Source organism: Micromonospora sp. S-DT3-3-22 (assembly GCF_015354745.1).
GTDB lineage: Bacteria > Actinomycetota > Actinomycetes > Mycobacteriales > Micromonosporaceae > Micromonospora > Micromonospora wenchangensis.
The window spans coordinates 38,612-55,423 of record NZ_JACGMO010000017.1 but is presented as its reverse complement, the minus strand read 5'-3'; the positions used below and the strand labels follow the sequence as shown (position 1 = coordinate 55,423).

Here is a 16,812-nt window from a genome sequence, read left to right as displayed (position 1 = left end):
TTCTCGGCAGGGTGTCGGTGACGACGGACCGACCGTTGATCTCCGTCCCGCTGTCGTAGCCGCGGGAGTCGCGGTGCACGGTGTCCGCAGCGCTGACGGACGGGGGGCGAGGATCCCGGCCGTGGCTCGGGCTGCCGGTCGTGGTCCCACCGCTTGCTTGACAGATCCGTCCCATCTGACGCTTGACGTTCGGTCTAGGTCTCTTGGTCAGTCCAGATGCTGCCCACGACCGAGCCCGTCCGCGAACACAGACGGCGGCCCCATCGAGACGGGGCGGTGCGATGGCGCTCGGGAACGGCCGCCATACAATCGCGGTAAGGCGGAGCGCCAGGCCGAGATTCCGGCACCGGTGTGAGGGAGGGGCCAGGATGTTCGGCAGGATGTTCGACGCGGTGGTCGGCAGGATCGTCGGTTCGACGAACAACCTCAGCGCTCAGATAGACCAGCTCAGGCCCGACCTGAGTCGGGAGTCGCTCGGCGTCGGGCCCGACTTCCCCGGGATCGCCCCGAACCCGCTGATGAGCAGTGATGCGCGGAAGCGCAATGCGGAGCTGCGTACGGGGGCGCTTGCGCTCGGTGTTCTCGTCGATTGGCGGGAGGTGAACAGCAACCCTCGCGTGGTCCTGATGTTCGACGTGGAGACCGCCGACGGCGTCTCGTTCCGCGGTATCGCCGACGAAGGTCTCACGATCACCGAGCTCACCCGACTCGCCCCGGGGCAGACGTTGCCCGTGCGCTACCGGCCGGCCGTCATGGACCACTACGTCGCCCTTGCCCGGGACGCGGACCCCGCTGATGTGCAGCAGCTCTCTGACGAGATCGCGCGCCGCAAGCGGACCTGATCCGAAGCCATTGAGCGTTCTTCAACCGGCTTTGTACTGGTGGGGATGGGTTCGGGTGCCCCGACAGCGGGTTGCGGTGAGGCTCCCGGTAGGACAGCGACCGACCAAGAAAGATGCCTCACCGGGAGCCTCGTCGCTGTCTCACCCCGCCTCGATTCCGTTGTCCAACCGATCGTTGAACCACCTCGCTGACCTGATCCGCGCCCATTGCCAGCAGCATGAGCGCGCCGTTGGTCTGCTCCACCACCCACCGCCGCTTCACCGGCACGAACCCGGCCGTGGTGTCGGTGCGCTTGACCTGCTCCACGTCGATCCCTCGTGATCTCGGCGGCGACCCTGGATCTGGGGCAGACCCCCCACCGGAAGCATCTAACGCCTAGAACTCACATGCGGGGTTCAAGGAACGATGGGTTAGTCCATCCCCTTGCGGCCGGGGGTCCAGAACGGCTTGGTGATCACGTTGCGGCGCGGCCAGTTCCGCTCCTTGACCAGGTGGCGGCGGATCAGCTGGATCGTCCGGGCTTCTCCGGCCAGGTAGGCGCGGCCGGGCTCGGCGGGTAGCTCCAGTCCGCGGACGGCCTCGACCAGTGTCTCGGAGGAAGCCGCGGACCGGCCCCGGCGGTAGCTCCACTCCAAGTCCCTGAGCGTCTTTGGGTCCAGGCGCTCGTTGTGGGAGTCGGTCAGGTTCAGGCGCTCGTCCGGGGAGTCGATCTCGAACCGGCCAAAGACCCGGGCGTCGGCCGGCAGTGCGCGCAGCATCGGACCGTAGGCGGCCTGTGCGGTTTCCTCCCCGGCGAAGAGGTGGTACGGGGCCGGGGCGGTGACGAAGGTGCCCTGCGGTTTCATCAGCATCAGCTCGTCGCCGGGCCGGGTGGTGCGTGCCCACTGCGCGCCGGGGCCGTCCCCGTGGTCGAAGACGACCAGTTCCATGGTCTGGTCCTGGTAGCTCCACACCGTGTAGGTGCGCAGCGTGCCGACCAGCCAGTCGACGGCGGCCGGCCCCGGGGCGAGCTGCAGGCGTACGTGCTGGCCGGGCAGCCAGTCGAGACCCGCGAGATCGGGCCCGGTCAGCGTCACCAGCCGTAGGCGGGGACCCAGCGGCTCGACCCCGTGAACCTGGGCGGCGACCAGCAGGCGGTCGAGCAGACGACTCTTCACAATCGGTCCTCACCATCGGAGTCCAGGCTGTTCCTTGCCGATCGACAAGGCAAGACTTGCCGATCGGCAAGTTATACCCTGTGGCGGTGACCTCCGCCAGCCCCACTGCCGAGCCGATGCGGGAGCGCATCGTGGACGTCGCCGTCGAGCTGTTCGCCCGCCAGGGCTATCAGGGCACGTCGCTGCGGCACATCGCGGAGCGGCTCGGCGTCAGCAAAGCGGCGGTGTACCACCACTTCCACGCCAAGGACGACATCGCCCGCACGGTCATCGGCCGGGCCCTCGACGTACTCACCGAGGCGTCCGACCGGCTGGTGGTGGCCGGCACCGACCCGGGCGCCTGGCAGCGGGCCCTGCCGCAGATAATCGACATCGCCCTGCGGCACCGGCAGATGCTCGTGGTCCTGGAACGCAACGAGGACGTCTTCCACGCGCTGTTCGCCAACGACCCCGAGGTCGGCGCCCGGTTGTCGGCGCAGAACACGAAGCTGTCGGCGCTCTTCGCCGACCCGGCGCTCGACCCGCAGGTCAGGGTCCGGCTCGGCAGCACCCTGGGCGCGATCTTCGGCCCCCTGGTGATGCTGTCGGACCACTATCAGGACATGCCGGCCGACCAGCTGCGCGAGCAGCTGATGGAGGTCATCAAGGTGCTGCTGGACGGCCTGTGACCTAGCGAGTCCTCGCGGAGGGCGAGTTCACCACCGGCGAAGAGGCTCAGTGCCGCGATCTCAACAAGGATGTGTGCCCGATAAGTGATGACACGGGTAACACACCCAAAGCGGCGAAGGGGTGACGGCAGCGCGGCCAAGCTCAATTCCGCTTGACCGCTCACCGCACCCTCGGCGGTGTCGTCCGCAGGCGGTAGGCCTCAATCGTAAACAGCACCGGGCAATGCCGAGGTCCCTTCAGGTCTCCATACGGCACTCCCGTGACCGTGCCCCGAAATTGCGAATGCCCCCGCGGCGCGGGGGCCGTGCGCGGCACCCGGAGTCAACCCGGCCGAACGGATCATTGCCAGCGACCTGCGCGACCGAGGCCCATCCCAGCCCTGTTCCGTTGGTACCAACTGCCAGCCCCCCGATGGTGCAGGCCAGGAGGCTGATGCAGCACACCCTCCAGAGCGTCCTAGGACATTGCTTTCACGATGCCGCTTCCGGTCTCGCCAGGTCGAGGTTTCGCCGCTTACAGGTCGGCTGCTTCAGGACGACACGCCAGCGGTGACCACCCGGCAATGATGGCAGGAGCGATGCACCAATCATGAGGATCACTCGCGTCGCCACAGTCGGTAAGTCGATCCGGTCGACTTACCGACGCAGGATCCTCCGGGCCCGGCCCCTGAGCCGCACGGCCACCTGGACCTGCTCCGAGAGCCGGGAGTCGCGCCAAACAGCTGCTGCGTCGCTGGATGGGCCGCGTGCCGCAGGAATGCTGCGATCCTTCCAGGGGTGATGAGCGACTGCTTGAACGAACAGTCCCGGGGATGCCGCTAGTGACCGTGCACGGTCATCTCGCGGATCGGTGAGTCGGCCGTGACCTTCTCGCAGATGCTCAGCAGATTGGGATGGTTGCGCAGCCGGGTACAGCCCTGAGGGGGATGGAACGAGCCGAGTCCGGCCTTGAGCTGATCCAGCGGCATCCCCGGGTACTGGACGACCCACTGGATGGGGATCGCGAACGCTTGTGGCAGGTCCTGCACGTACTCGAACACCGAAGCGCCGTTGCCCGTGCGGGGTCTGCTCGGCGATGTCGGCGATCCGCTGCGCCACCGGAAGCAGCCGGTGTCGACCGGCCGCTTCCGATAGAACGGCCCGCCCCGACAACTATGGGATCAGAGCGCACCCCCGCAGGGCATCAGTGAGTGGACCCGCGACTGGATCTGCGTCATCGGGCGTATCCCGAGGCTCCGGCGAAGTCGTTAGGTGATGCCGAGTGGTGCCAGTGGTCGGTTGCTGTCGCGGGCGTGATGTCGGTTGGCGGCGCCGATGTCGGTGACTCCGGTCAGGCGTGGGGCGCCGATGGCGGCGTCGCGGAGGGCGGCCATGACTTCGGGTCCGGTGCCGGTGCGGATCTGGGACCGGTCGTCGTCGTAGGTGACGTCGTGGATCCAGTGGACCTTGTTCCCGCTCGGCCGGTGGCTACGGATCCAGCCGGCCGGTCGCGCTGGTCTCGCCTGGTGGATGCGGAGGTCGGTGATGGCCTAGACGGTCTCGGTGGTGAAGCGTTTCGGCTGGTCGAGGCGGCGTCTGCGGCGGCGGGACTGGGTGGCCTGGGGGGCGTGTGGGAAGTCGATGCCGGTGGAGATCGTCAGGCGGCGTGAGGCCGCCGAGCCACCGGGAGAGTACGTCAATTGACAGATGTCTCTCGCCGGCTTGATCGAAAGACTCGACACCGCCATCTGAGGAGGCTGTGTGAAGGTACCGATCTCGGCGGTCAGTGGGTGCGCGGCCGAAGCCGGAGGTTCCGGATCGCGTGAGGAGAAGATCATGATTGTTCAGCAGGGGGCGCGTGCGGCAGCGGTCACCCTCAGCGCGGCCGAGGTTCGGACACACCCCTGGTGTGGCCCCCTGGACCGGGCACCGCAGCGCTATCGGGGACCGCATCGGTTGAGCGCCGGAGGCTGGCAGAACTTTGTCGATCGGCTGGAGCGCCGGGAGGAGATGGCCGTCGTCCGAGCGGCCCTGACGGGTAACCGTCAGGTCCTCGACGTGGGCGGTGGTACTGGGGAGATCACCCGTGCCGTTGCAGGCGACCTCGGTCGATGCGTCACCGTCGAGCCGCACGTCAACCGTGTCGAGCGGCTGCGACTGGGCGTGGGCGGCACCGACGTGGGTGAACTGGAGGTCCATCCCGGACGGGCGGAGGCGTTGCCGTTTACGGACGGCAGCTTCGACGCGGTGTTTTCCGCCTGGGTTCTGCCCTACGTCGACGATCCGGTCAAGGCTGTGCGGGAGATCGCCCGGGTGTGCGACCCCACGCATGGCGAGGCCAAGGTGGTGCTCATCGGCGGATCCCCGGACAACGAGCTGGTGGCCCTCCTCAACGAGGTCTGCGTGCCGATCGCCGGGGAATCCCACGATCACCAGGGCTATCTGCTGGCGACCGCGGCCCAGACGCTCTCCGAGCATGGTTTCGGCCGGTTCTCCCTGAGCCGCACCGAAGCCGCCCTGCACTTCACGGAACCGAGTCTGGCGGAGCGGATCCGCTCCGCCGCGGACCTGCTGGTGGATTTCTGGTACGACGGGCATCCGCGTGCCGCTGACATGCGGGAGGCTCTCGTGCCGGCCCTCGGCCGCCATTTCGCCCGACGACCCCATGCCATAGGGGATCAAGGGCTGGTCCTCGTCGCCCGGCCTGGGGAGTCCGCTTGACCGCCGATCCAGAAACTGGAGAAAGCGGCTTGTGGCCCGTGGACAATCCACCCCGGTTGGTGGGGCGACTGGCCCACTTGCGGGCGCTGAGGCAGGCAAGGGTGGTGAGTGCCGATGCGGGGCTCGTCCGCGTCGCGGTCACCGGCGAACCCGGAGTGGGCCGCAGCGCGTTGCTCGACGAGTTCGTGGGATCCTGCCGCCGGGAAGGCGGGTTCGCTGTCCGCGTCCGCTGCCGGCTGGCGGACCGTCAGGTGCCGACCGCGCTGGTCACTGACCTTCTCCGGGGCCTCGCCGAAGAGGTTTCACCGGTATCCGATGCGCGGCGGTCGACCTGCCGGACGCGGCCACCCCTGTTGGGATGGCAACCCACCGGAACAGACGACTGGGCAGACCGCGACCGGCAGGTGTCCGTGGCACGGGCGGCTGTCGCCGCGTTGGCTGGGCGGGGGCCGCTGGTCGTCGCGGTGGACGACATCACGTATGCCGGCCGTCCGGCGCTCCAGTGGCTGCGGCAGGTGTTGGAGGCGTGCGCGCGATTACCGATCCTTCTGCTGGTGTCGGTCCGTGCCGGCGAGCCGCCCACCGCGCCCGAGCAGTTGGCGGAGATGTTGACCGACGCGACCTGGTTGGAACTCGACGGGCTGACCGAGGCGGAGACCGGCGACCTGTTGTGCGCCCTGTTGCCGTCCCGGCCGCCCGGACGCTTCGTCGCCGAGGTCCACCGGTGGTGCGGCGGCAGTCCGTACATGATCGGGGAACTCGCCCAGGTCCTGCGCAGCCGCTCCGCCGGCTCCGGCTTGCCGCACAGGGTCGACGAGGTGGTACTGCACGACGCCCTGCGGCTGGTGCGCGGGCGGTTGAACCGGCTGGGGACCGCGCTGATGCGGATCGTGGAGATCATCGCGGTGGCCCAGGGCCACGGCGGTGTCGATGCGGCGCTGGTCGCCCACCTCACCGGCCTCGACGTCCATGAGGTGCTGACCGCTCTGGACCTGCTGATCCGCATGAGGTTGATCGGGGACGCCGAGAGTCTTCCGCTGCGGCACCCGGCCCTGGGTACCGCGATCGCGGCGTCGATGACGGCGATGGCCCGTAGTGCGACGCACCTCGGCATCGCCGAGTACCTGTTCGTCCTGAACGCTCCGGCGGATCGCATCGCGTCACACCTGACTGCCTCGACGGTTGCGCCGAGCGGGTCGTGGCCGGCTCAGGTCCTCCTGCAGGCCGCCGATCATGCCCGGGAGACCGGCGCGGACGGCGTCGAAGGACGCTGTCTGGAACTGGCGGCCCGCGTCGCCACCGGTACGCAGCACCGGGAGGCCATGCTCCGGCTCGCTCGTCTCGAGATCCGGCGGGATCCGGAGAGCGGGCTGCGCGCGGCTGCCGCGGTGCTGTCGGAGGACAACGACCGCGCCGTGGTGGCGGGGATGCTTGGGCAGATCGGCCGTGCCCTGTACGAGATGGAGTTGGGCGCACACCAGCACGACCTGCTCGACCGGATCGCTACGAGTGTCCGCGGGACGGTGTTCGAGGGCTGGGCCGAGGGGTACCGGAAGTTGCACCGGCCTTTCCTTGGCCGTCCGGTGCAGGTGCGCCGGCGGATTCAGGGGCTGCTGGGTCCACGGGATGCGATGGCGGTGCTTGAGGGCGACGACGCCGACCGGCGGCCCGTGCAGACCGCGTGGTCTGCTTTGGATGCTTTCCTGCGCTATCTCGTCGATTCGGACCCGCGGGCGGCGGTGCGGGAGGCCCGGCAGGCATTGGGGCAGGACGGGGCGGGGTTGGAACTTCACCCGCTGGCACGGACCGCGGCGTTGGCGGTGCTTGCGGACGCCGGCGATCATCACGAGGCGATCTCCTGGCTTGACCGGTTCGACCGGTCGGAGTCCGAGGGCCAGTCGTCACCGAAGGGGTGGTTGGCCTCGGTCCGGGGCCGGATCGCGCTGGCCGTCGGAGACTTGGACGAGGCCGGTAGTTGTCTCAACGACGCGCTGTGGGAGCAGGGAGAGGGGCCGGATGCGTCGCATGATCCGATCACCGTGATCCTGGTGGGTCTGCTCGCCGACGTACACGTCAGCCGCGGTGAGCTGGACGACGCGCGTGCTCTGCTGCGTCGCTACCGGCTGGTCGACGAGTTGCCGCCCGGTTGGCACTACTGTGAGTTGCTGCTGGCCCGGGCCCGGATGCGGGCCGGTGACGGTGACCTTACCGGAGCCCGCCGGGACCTCGCCGACCTGCGAGCCCGCGCGTACCAGGCGGGTATTCGGCTGCCGGGGAGTCTCATGTGGCGCCGGTACGGTGCCGACCTGCTGGTGGCGGTGGGGCGTCGACGGCAGGCCGTACGGGTAGCCTGTGCCCAGCTCAGGTTCGCCGACGCGGTCGGGTCGCCGCTGGAGCGCGGCCGGGCGTTGCGGGCCCAGGCGTGTGCCAGCGGGACGGCGGAGAAGCATCGTCTGCTGCGCGAGGCGGTGGCTCTGCTGAGTAAGGAGGAAAGCCTGGACGCGGCACATGCGCTCGCCGATCTGGGTTCGGCGCCGAGCGGATCGCTGCCCCGTCAGGAGGCGATCGCCGCTCTTACGCAGGCGGTGGATATCGCCGACCGGTGCGCCGCCGGCGCCTTGGCGTTGCGGTCGCGCCGACAGCTGCTCGTCGCGCATGAGCGGGCACCACGGCAGATGTCCCTGCGAGGTGTGCTCACTCTGACCCGTCGGGAGCGGCAGATTCTCATCGACGCGATCCGGGGTGCCACCAACAATGGGATCGCTCAGACGCGGCACATCACTCGGCGGACGGTCGAGCTGCATCTGTCGAGCGCATACCGCAAGCTCGGTATCACCGGGCGTATCGACCTACCGCAGTTGTTTCGGGACCCGGCGTTCTGGCCGCTGCTGGCCGATGGTCTGCCGGCGCGTGGTCGCCCGTCGAGCTGACGAGCTGGCCGCCGGGCCGTTGTGGCCCGGCGGCCCTCGCCGCAGCGTCATCCGGGCGTGTGGGTCCGGACCGTGTGGCCGATGCGGTGTGCTTCGGCGTGGATTTCGCGGTGCCAGCGTTCGCACGGACCACTCAACCGTGATGTGACGATCACCAGGTCCACGGCCTTGTCCGGCAGCAGTGTGTGGAGTCCGACGGCATGGCCGACGCGGCGACCCCGGCCGGCCAGGGCGTCGACCACCTGTGGGTCGAAGTCGAAGAGGGCGGCGTCGGCGAGCCGGTCCGGTATCTCCGGGCCGCAACCCAGTACCGCGACGCGTGTGGCGTCCCCCAGCATGGCGGCCTCGTGGTCGAGTTCATCGACGACCGATCGTCTCCGGGCTTCGACGGTCGCCGCGTTCAGGGCCCGGTACTCGTCCTCGACGTTCCATTGGTGGTTGATCTGGAAGCCGGGCTGTTCCCGGCTGAACCAGCTGAACAGGAGTTCAACCACTGGTTCAGGGTGACGCTGTAGGAACGTCATCAGGTTCGTCAGGTTGCTGGCCTGATCGAGGTCGGCGGATCTCGGGTGTGGCACGTCGACCGCCCACGCGTCCTGGTTGATCTGGAACCGTAGGCCGTGCCGGAAGAGCCGGAACCCCAGTTCCAGATCCTCGCCACCCCAGCTGCGGAAGCTCTCGTCGAATCCGCCGACGGCCCGGAACGCGTCTGCCGGCACCGAGCAGTTCAGCGACCAGAACCACTGCCAGGGCACGGTGGTGCGGTCCAGGTCGAACGCGAAGCGTTCGAACGCTCGATGCCGGATGTCGTGGAACGTCGCCGCGTCGCCGTAGCGTCGGACCACTTCCGCCACCGGTGTGGTCCGCAGGGCGGTGGCGAGGCCGGGCGTCGGGTCGCCCGGCCGGTAGCCGAAGGTGTATCCGATGACTGCGGTGGGCCCCGTGGCGTGGGCTTCAAGGTGGGAGGACAGGAAGTCCGGGCCGGGCAGGATGCCGCTGTCCGCGAAGACGAGCACCGGTGCCGACGCCAGCCGGGCACCTCGGTTGCGTGCCGCCGCGGCCCGGAATCCCCGGTCCGGCTGGAAGTGGTACCGCAGGTGAAGCCTGTGGGCGAAGGTGTGTACGACGTCGCGGGTGTCGTCGGAGGAACCGTCATCGGCGACGATGACCTCAACGGTGCCCGCCGGCATCCGTTGGGCGGTCAACGCTTCCAAAGTTCCCCGGAGCAGGTCCGCCCGGTTGTACGTCGGGATGACGACTGAGATCCATGGTCCGGCGATGTTCACCTGTGCTCCGTTCCGGGCGGGGTTCAGCGCCGCGGGAAGACGGAGGCCACCAGTTCCTGCCGGGCCGGGCCGTGTTCCTGGAAGATGCCTCGGAACACCGAGGATGTCATCTGGGCGGTGGTGCGCACCCCCCGCATGCTCATGCACAGGTGCTCGCCGTGACCGATCACGGCGATGTCGACGGAACCGGTGATCGCGGTGATTTCGGTGGCGATGTCCTGCACGAGGCGTTCCTGCACCTGTAGTCGGTGGGCGTGGCGGTGCGCGATGCGCGCGAACTTCGACAGGCCCAGCACGTCGCCGTCGGGCCGGTAGGCGATGGTCAGCGAGCACGAGAACGGCAGCAGGTGGTGTTCACACAGCGACCACACCTTGATGTCCGAGACCATGATGATTTGTCCGTCGGTCCGCAACGGGAAGCGGGTGTCCACGTCGCCGGCCTGGTAGCTGCTGAACTCCCGCCACCAGCGAGCGAAGCGCGCCGGTGTCTCCTTGAGGCCGTCGCGGTCCGGGTCCTCTCCGATCTCGATCAGCAACTGCCGGGCAATGTGCTCCAGCGGGTCCTGGGCGCCGGATTCCCTCTCCGTGGTTGTCATTTCCCTCTCCGTTCGCCCCATACGGCGATGTGCAGCCGAGTCGTCAGATTCCAGCCTCGGGCGACCACTTCGTCGCCGAGTTCTTGCAGCCCCCGCGCAACGTCGTCCGCCGTCCGTCCCTCCGGCATGATCCACACGGGTCGGGTTCCGTAGGCTGCCACCACGGTCGCCACCTCGTCGAGGTCACTGACCGAGCGGCAGACAAACTTGAAGGCGGTTCCGGGAACGGCGGCCAGCGCGGCCAGCGCCTCCGGCCGCAGCCGGCGCGATTCCCGGTCGCCTGCGTGGGCCAGTTTGGGGGAGACGTTGAACCGGACACCGAGGTCGACCAGCGCGGCGGCCGGGGTCACGGTGCCGTTCGTCTCGATCTCCAGGCGGTGGCCGTCCGCCGTCAACGCCGCGATCAACGGTCGCAGGCGGGCCTGTTGATTGAGCGGTTCGCCGCCTGAGATGACCACCAGCGGCACATCCATCGCCGCCAACCGGTCGTACACGGTGCGCCACGGCATCCGGTGCAGTTCGACCCGCGGATCGTAGGCCGTTCCCGTGTCGGCGGCACCGGTCCAGTCCCAGGTGTACGGCGTGTCGCACCAGTGACACGACAGGTTGCAGCCGCCCAGTCGGACGAAGGCGCACCGTCGGCCTGACGACGGGCCCTCGCCTTGAACGGCGCTCAGGTGGGGCCGAAAATCTCGTTCACGACGAGTATCGGCTCCACCACGGCATCACCTGCCTCCCGGTTCTCGTCCACACGGGCTTTCACGGGCGGTACTCCGCCCAGGTTTTGGGCGTCTCGGACACCCGAACCGAGGACAACTCCGGATAGCGCTCGTGCCACTTGTCGTAAATCCAGCGGGACAGATTCTCGGCCGACGGGTTCCGGTCCACCACGTCGTTCAGGTGACGGTGGTCGACCTCCTGATCCAGCCATCGGGAGAAGGGGGCCAGGTCGCCGTAGTCACGGACGAAGCCGACGTCGCTCAAGGCGTCCCGGTCAGCGGTCAGCTCCAATTCCACGATGTAATTGTGTCCGTGCATGCGACTGCACGGGTGCTCTGCCGCCAGGCCGGCGAGCGAGTGACTCGCCGAGAAGTGGAACTCTTTGCTGATGCGGAATGTCATGTCGAACCTCCTGCGCCAACAATGGCCGACCCCGGCGTCCCGTTGCATCACGGCGTTGACCGAGAGGTTCAGGTCGGCCGACCGTAGAACGCGACGGGGCGCTGGCGGCTCGGCCGCTTCGGTGGCTCGGCTCGGAAACTTCGGTCGTCCGCCGTGATGCGTGCCGACCCGGCCCGGACGACAGTGATGCAGCACAGCACCGTTCGGGCCCCGCACTTTCGGGCCGACTGCACCTGTTCGTGTCGACGCACCTGGAGGTATCCGATGACCCACGACGAGAATCGATCGGGCTCTTCCTCCGCCCTCATAGTCCTTTCCGGAGGAATGGACTCCACCACTCTCATGGCGTACTACTCAGCACTGCGATTCAGCCTGATCGCTGTCACCGTGGATTACGGTCAACGGCATCGCCGCGAGATCGACTCGGCTCGGGCGATCGCCGATCACTACGGTGCAGTGCACCAAGTGGTCGACCTCAGCGGTCTGGGCGGGCTGCTCCCTGGATCGGCGCTGACCGATGACACCGTGACCGTTCCGGACGGTCATTACGCGGAGGCGTCCATGCGCGCCACGGTCGTGCCGAACCGCAACGCGATCCTGGCCAACGTCGCGGTCGCCGTCGGCGTCGCCCACCGCGTCGGCGTGGTGGCGCTCGGCATGCACTCCGGCGACCACTTCGTGTACCCGGACTGCCGTCCCGCCTTCGTCACGGCCCTTCGCGAACTGGTGACCGTCGCCAACGAGGGATTCCCCACTCCGCGGGTAGAGGTGCCGTTCATGACCTGGACCAAGGCGGAGATCGCGGCACACGGCACCCGGCTGGGTGCCCCACTGTCGTTGAGCTGGTCCTGTTACAAGGGCGGCGACCAGCACTGCGGGACGTGCGGAACGTGCTACGAGCGCCGGGAAGCGTTCCGTGAGGCTGGCGTGCCGGATCCGACCCACTATCTCGACGATGTCACGCAGTTCGCCCACCCGGGACGGTGACCACACACGTCACGCCGGTGCTGCACCTGTTCATCGAGGCGTCCCCCTGTCGTCGGGCCGGACGCGTGACCTGGAGGTATGGTGACCGAGCTTCGCCCATTCACTCTCGATGACCGCCTGACCGTATGGGCGCCGTACGAAGCCGAAGCCCGCTGGCAGTACGACGAGATCTTCTCCCATCGATGCTACGACGGCGTCCAGATCGAGCCCGACGGGATCGTCATCGACGTCGGCGCCAACATCGGGCTTTTCACCCTCTTCCTGAAGCGCAAGTTCCCTGACGCGCGGGTACGCGCATTCGAGCCGATGCCGCAACTGGTGCAGGCGTTGCGCCGGAACATCGAGGAACAGCAGCTCGGGGCGGTGTCAGTGCACCAGAGGGCACTCGGCACCCAACAGGAACGAGCCGTGTTCGAGTACTACCCGTTGGCGCCGGGCAACTCCACCCGCTATCCGGCTGACAAGGAGCTGCAGATCGCAGTCCTCTCCCACGAAGCTCCCGAGGAGTTCATTCGGAGCCACTACCGCGCTGAGCCGGTGTCCGTGCAGGTCGACCGCCTATCCGACTACCTCTCCCCCGACGAACACGTCGGCCTGGTGAAGATCGATGTCGAAGGTGCCGAACTCGACGTCCTCCACGGGATCGATCGTCACCATTGGGCACTCATCGACCAGTTCCTCCTGGAGGTCCAGGACCTCGATGGTCGACTGGCCGCCGTCACCGCCCTGCTCGAGGCGCACGACTTCACCGTGGCCGTCGAGCCGTCACCCCTGATCCCACCCGAGATCCGCACATTCCTGGTCGCTGCGGTACGCCATGCTCCCTGAGCCGTCGCAACCGGCTTTCCGAGGTGAGTACGGGAACCGGTGCCGGTAGCGGCTCGGGCCGGCGTTGTCGCCGGCGCTGTTCGAGCTGCCGCGCGGCCCGGCGGTCACCACCGCGCAGCACGCCGAGCGCCGGCGGCCCTGCCGATGACCACGATCGACGGGACCACGATGACGGTCGCCGGCACACTGGCGGTCCGGCCCGGTACCGCGAACCTGGGTGCTGCGGGGAATACCGGCGACGCGAGCCCGGCCTGCGGCTTTCGCACGATCATGCACGGCGTGCCCGGGGTACAGCAGGCCGTGTGTCGAGGGGTTCGGCGAGGAACTCATGGGCGCCTCGCAGCCGGGTACCGAGGAGCGTCTGCGCCCGCTGGATGGTCAATCGGATCTCGGCCGGTCGCTGGGGATTAGCGCTGCGGATCGGCCTGATTGTCGCCGGGTCGAGGCCGTCGCGCGCCGCCACCAGCAGGCCGAGCTCATACCGGCTCACGGCATCTGCGCCCGCTACGTTCAAAATTCCGCGGTAGCTGCTGGCGGCCAGTTCGACCAGTGCTTCGGCCAGGTCGGTGACGTGCACCGCGTTGCGGACTTCGTCGGTGAACAGTCCGCCATGGATGCGACCAGCGGCCAGGTCGTGAGTCAACCGCTCATGGTCGCCACGTCCGTCGCCCAGAATGAGCGAGGTCCGGACGACGACGGCGTTGCGGTGCACCGCTCGGACAGCGGTCTCGGCGGCTGCTTTCGCAGCACCGTACGGGTATATCGGATCGGGTGTGGCGTCCTCGGCGTAGTGGGTCGCCCGCCCGGAGAATATCGAATCGCTGGACACGTGCACGAGTCGAACACCAGCGGTGGCGACGGCGACGTTGGCTGCTCCGTCGGCGGTGGCTACCCAGTCGTTTCGGTCGCGGGCAGCCGCGGCGTGGATGACCACGTCCGGCCGGATCCGGCGCAGAAGTTCTCGTATGGCTGCCGGATCGCAGATGTCCAGCTGCTGGTCGGCGGTCTCAGTCGGTGTCGCGACATAGGTGCCGACCACGTCCCAGCCCGCCGCGACGGCTCGGCGAAACAGGTGTCGGCCGAGCGTTCCGCTGCCGCCGGTGATCAGCAAACGGCCGTTCACGGGACCGGTGACACCACGTCGGGGGTGGTGTCCTGTGCCGCCTGGGCGGAGCCTGTCGGTGACGCCACCCAGCGGTCGGGGTGCCTGCGGTACCACTGCACGGTCTCGGCCAGGCCCTCGGTGAGCGACCGGATCGGCCGGTAGCCGAGGTCCCGGGCGGCCTTGGTCCAGTCCACCGAGTATCGGATGTCGTTGGATCTGCGGTCGGAAACGTAGTCGACCGAACTCCAGTCTGCGCCGCAGGCGCGCAGGACGGTCCGGGCCAACTCGTTGTTGGTGAGCCCCGTGCCGCCGCCGATGTTGTAGATCTCGCCCGGGATCCCCTTGTGGAGCACCAGTTCGATGCCACGGCAGTTGTCCTCGACGTGTAGCCAGTTCCGGATGTGCTCACCATGGCCGTGGATGCCGACGCGGCCCCCGGCGAGCAGGCTCGTCACGAAGGCAGGGACGATCTTTTCATGGTGCTGACCCGGGCCGTAGTTGTTCGTGGACCGGGTGATGCACACCGGTACGCCGTAGGTGTGGAAGTACGAGTTCGCGACCATGTCACTGGCCGCCTTGGTCGCGGCGTAGGGATTCGTCGGCCGGAGCGGATCGTTCTCGCAGGCGGTCCCGGTCGGCAAGGGTCCGTACACCTCGTCGGTCGACACGTGCACGAACTTCCGTACGCCCAGTTGCGCTGCGGCATCGAGCAGCATACGGGTTCCCTGCACATTGGTGGCGACGAACTTCTCCGTCGTTTCGAATGACCTGTCGACATGTGACTCGGCGGCGAGGTGGACGACAGCGTCGTGGGTTGCGACCAGGTCAGCGACCACAGTGCCGTCGAGGATGTCCCCCTCGACGAACGATAGCCGCGGATGATTCAGTACACCGTCCAGATTGTACAACGTGCCGGCGTAGGTAAGCGCATCCAACACGGTCACGCGGGAGATGTTCTCGTCGCGTAGTAGGCGCCGAACGAAATGCGAGCCGATGAACCCCGCGCCACCGGTGACCAGAACTCTGTCCACAGCCGCACACCATCCTCGAAACAGCGATTTTCCCCGTCCAGTCCCGACCATCATGGTCGCCGGCCGCGGCCACTCACATCTCGGCCGCCCCCGAAGTGTTGCCCCAACTCCGACCGAGACTCGGCCCGCCGGTACGGCGCGACTTCCGTGCCGCTGTCAGCGCCGTCCTATCGGAGGTGCGTCGCCGACCTCTCGGTCAGAGCCCGTGATGCGCCGCCCGGCGACCGGCGACGACGATGACGTCACAAGGCCGGCCCCTTAGTTCCTTCTACTTATGGAGAACCCGTGAATGTAGCCTTGGTCCTGTTGACGCACAATCCGGACGAGCCCGCCGGCGTGGAGCGCGGGATTGCGTCACTCGCCGACGGCCTGCGCGAACTCGGCCACCGCGCGATCATCATCGCCGCCGGTCCGCCGACCGCCGCGGACGGGCCGGACACAGTGCGCCTGAAGACGTTGACCCTGTCGCCCCCGGTCGTGTTCGACGACGTGAACGTCATGCCGGACGACCCGGATCCGCTCCGGCAGGAGGTCCTGAGCCTCATGGCCGAACACGACATCGATGTCGCCTGCTGGACCGATGCCGGCGTGGGCCTCGGATATCTCGGTGCGGCGCCGGCCGGAGTCCGTACGGCGCTGATGGTCTACTTCCTCCGCGTCGACGAACCGATGGCGAAGAGTCTGGCGCTCAAGCCCGACGCCGTGATCTCCATCAGCGATTTTCTGATCGACGAGGCCGCACGGGCCGGTCTCGACTCCGCCGGCTGGCACTCCCTGCCCAACGCGCTGTTGTGTCCGGGCAACCCTCCCGACCACGCCGTGCGTGAGCAGCTGCGGCAGACGGGGCCGGTTCGGATCCTCGCTCGAGCCGACCCGTCCAAGGGAGTGGCGGACCTGTTGCGGGCATATCCGGAGGGTTTCGGTCGGCAGGTGGAGATCGTGCTCGGCGAGGCGGCTTTCGAGTTGTGGCCCGGCATGCAGCGCGACATGATCGCGGAGTGCCGGCAACTGGCCGCGACACTGCCGGGTGTCGAGATCCTGCCTGCCATTTCCTGGACCGACGCGCAGCCGTTTCTCGGGGGCGCATCGGTGGTGCTCGTGCCGTCCACCAGTCCCGAGACGTTCTGCAACGTCGCGGCCGAGGCGCTGTCGATGGGTACGCCGGTCGTCGGTTACGGCTTCGGTCATCTTCCCGTGCTGGTCGGCGAGGCCGGACGGATCGTGAGTGTGAATGTGGTCGGCGGCTTCGGACATCTTCCCGCGCTGACCGGCGCGGCTCTTGAGATGATCGACTTGGACAGCGGGCCCGCCCGGCTCTGGCGTGCGACGGCGGATCTGCTGGCGGACCGGGATACCTACCATCGGGCGTCGCGGCAGGCACCCCGGCAGGTGGCTACCCAGACGCCGACGGCCGTCGCAGAGGAGTTCCTGCGCATCACCATGGGCACTGCGTGAGCTGACCGCTCGTCGGGCGAGCCCGTCGCCTCGATGGGTTCAACGAGGCATGCGGGGCACCCAGCCATGACGCCCGAGGAAGAGGCGGACTCGGCCGAAGCGAG

Annotated in this window: 16 protein-coding genes and 1 pseudogene; 8 read left to right on the top strand and 9 right to left on the bottom strand. The window is 68.1% G+C overall.

Annotated elements, in window-relative coordinates; translation table 11 throughout:
- Positions 1-368 precede the first annotated feature (368 nt).
- Positions 369-842 (top strand): hypothetical protein, encoded by a 474-nt coding sequence (locus tag H1A17_RS07475; RefSeq protein ID WP_228543072.1) that lies wholly within the window; start codon positions 369-371, stop codon positions 840-842.
- A gap of 214 nt (positions 843-1,056) precedes the next feature.
- Here the strand turns inward: H1A17_RS07475 and H1A17_RS35525 are convergent.
- A pseudogene (locus H1A17_RS35525) lies at positions 1,057-1,161 on the bottom strand (IS5/IS1182 family transposase); the annotation flags it as partial.
- Positions 1,162-1,253: 92 nt separating this feature from the next.
- Positions 1,254-2,000 carry a siderophore-interacting protein gene (locus H1A17_RS07460; RefSeq protein ID WP_309236722.1) on the bottom strand — a complete coding sequence of 249 codons (747 nt, stop codon included), beginning with the start codon at positions 1,998-2,000 and terminating at the stop codon, positions 1,254-1,256.
- Positions 2,001-2,086: 86 nt separating this feature from the next.
- Between H1A17_RS07460 and H1A17_RS07455 the strand changes: the two genes are divergently transcribed.
- Positions 2,087-2,668 carry a TetR/AcrR family transcriptional regulator gene (locus H1A17_RS07455; protein WP_145919138.1) on the top strand — a complete coding sequence of 194 codons (582 nt, stop codon included), beginning with the start codon at positions 2,087-2,089 and terminating at the stop codon, positions 2,666-2,668.
- Positions 2,669-3,486: 818 nt separating this feature from the next.
- Here the strand turns inward: H1A17_RS07455 and H1A17_RS07450 are convergent.
- On the bottom strand, positions 3,487-3,708 hold the full coding sequence (locus H1A17_RS07450) for a hypothetical protein (protein WP_228543071.1): 222 nt from the start codon (positions 3,706-3,708) through the stop codon (positions 3,487-3,489).
- Between the two features lie 150 nt (positions 3,709-3,858).
- Between H1A17_RS07450 and H1A17_RS07445 the strand changes: the two genes are divergently transcribed.
- The 3 genes from H1A17_RS07445 (at position 3,859) to H1A17_RS07435 (ending at position 8,298) form a co-directional block, all read left to right on the top strand.
- Positions 3,859-4,317, top strand: coding sequence for a hypothetical protein (locus H1A17_RS07445; RefSeq protein ID WP_194821472.1), 459 nt, complete (start codon positions 3,859-3,861; stop codon positions 4,315-4,317).
- A gap of 91 nt (positions 4,318-4,408) precedes the next feature.
- Positions 4,409-5,368, top strand: coding sequence for a class I SAM-dependent methyltransferase (locus H1A17_RS07440; protein WP_309236721.1), 960 nt, complete (start codon positions 4,409-4,411; stop codon positions 5,366-5,368).
- Positions 5,369-5,406: 38 nt separating this feature from the next.
- The gene (locus H1A17_RS07435) at positions 5,407-8,298 is read left to right on the top strand and encodes a LuxR C-terminal-related transcriptional regulator (protein ID WP_309236724.1); all 2,892 of its coding nucleotides are present in this window, start codon (positions 5,407-5,409) and stop codon (positions 8,296-8,298) included.
- 47 nt (positions 8,299-8,345) lie between these two features.
- On the opposite strand, the gene H1A17_RS07430 is transcribed toward H1A17_RS07435, so the two are convergent.
- From H1A17_RS07430 to H1A17_RS07415, 4 genes are all read right to left on the bottom strand, one after another.
- Entirely contained in the window at positions 8,346-9,584 is a 1,239-nt protein-coding gene (locus H1A17_RS07430) for a glycosyltransferase (RefSeq protein WP_168222439.1), read from the bottom strand.
- Positions 9,585-9,607: 23 nt separating this feature from the next.
- Positions 9,608-10,180, bottom strand: coding sequence for a GTP cyclohydrolase I (gene folE, locus H1A17_RS07425; protein ID WP_145919135.1), 573 nt, complete (start codon positions 10,178-10,180; stop codon positions 9,608-9,610).
- Positions 10,177-10,785: a 7-carboxy-7-deazaguanine synthase QueE gene (locus H1A17_RS07420; RefSeq protein WP_370517079.1), complete on the bottom strand. Its 609-nt coding sequence runs from the start codon at positions 10,783-10,785 to the stop codon at positions 10,177-10,179. The genes folE and H1A17_RS07420 overlap by 4 nt, the downstream gene beginning before the upstream one ends.
- Before the next feature lie 154 nt (positions 10,786-10,939).
- Positions 10,940-11,302, bottom strand: a complete 363-nt coding sequence (locus tag H1A17_RS07415; RefSeq protein ID WP_145919134.1) for a 6-carboxytetrahydropterin synthase — start codon at positions 11,300-11,302, stop codon at positions 10,940-10,942.
- Positions 11,303-11,566: 264 nt separating this feature from the next.
- On the opposite strand from H1A17_RS07415, the gene queC reads away from it, so the two are divergent.
- Together queC and H1A17_RS07405 are read left to right on the top strand one after the other, a co-directional pair.
- A complete protein-coding gene (queC, locus tag H1A17_RS07410; protein ID WP_145919133.1) occupies positions 11,567-12,289 on the top strand; it encodes a 7-cyano-7-deazaguanine synthase QueC in 723 nt (240 codons plus the stop codon).
- An 81-nt stretch (positions 12,290-12,370) separates the two neighbouring features.
- On the top strand, positions 12,371-13,117 hold the full coding sequence (locus H1A17_RS07405; RefSeq protein ID WP_194821470.1) for an FkbM family methyltransferase: 747 nt from the start codon (positions 12,371-12,373) through the stop codon (positions 13,115-13,117).
- A 268-nt stretch (positions 13,118-13,385) separates the two neighbouring features.
- Here the strand turns inward: H1A17_RS07405 and H1A17_RS07400 are convergent, their stop codons facing one another.
- Positions 13,386-14,240: a sugar nucleotide-binding protein gene (locus H1A17_RS07400; protein ID WP_194821469.1), complete on the bottom strand. Its 855-nt coding sequence runs from the start codon at positions 14,238-14,240 to the stop codon at positions 13,386-13,388.
- Positions 14,237-15,253 carry a dTDP-glucose 4,6-dehydratase gene (rfbB, locus tag H1A17_RS07395; RefSeq protein WP_145919130.1) on the bottom strand — a complete coding sequence of 339 codons (1,017 nt, stop codon included), beginning with the start codon at positions 15,251-15,253 and terminating at the stop codon, positions 14,237-14,239. The genes H1A17_RS07400 and rfbB overlap by 4 nt, the downstream gene beginning before the upstream one ends.
- Positions 15,254-15,559: 306 nt before the next feature.
- Here rfbB and H1A17_RS07390 point away from each other — a divergent pair, with 306 nt between their 5' ends.
- On the top strand, positions 15,560-16,708 hold the full coding sequence (locus H1A17_RS07390) for a glycosyltransferase family 4 protein (protein ID WP_228543070.1): 1,149 nt from the start codon (positions 15,560-15,562) through the stop codon (positions 16,706-16,708).
- Positions 16,709-16,812: the final 104 nt, after the last annotated feature.

Bases quoted from the DNA above. Each gene is read 5' to 3' on its own strand.
- queC (WP_145919133.1), top strand. From the start codon at position 11,567: ATGACCCACGACGAGAATCGATCGGGCTCTTCCTCCGCCCTCATAGTC.
- H1A17_RS07415 (WP_145919134.1), bottom strand. From the start codon at position 11,302: ATGACATTCCGCATCAGCAAAGAGTTCCACTTCTCGGCGAGTCACTCG.
- folE (WP_145919135.1), bottom strand. From the start codon at position 10,180: ATGACAACCACGGAGAGGGAATCCGGCGCCCAGGACCCGCTGGAGCAC.
- H1A17_RS07475 (WP_228543072.1), top strand. From the start codon at position 369: ATGTTCGGCAGGATGTTCGACGCGGTGGTCGGCAGGATCGTCGGTTCG.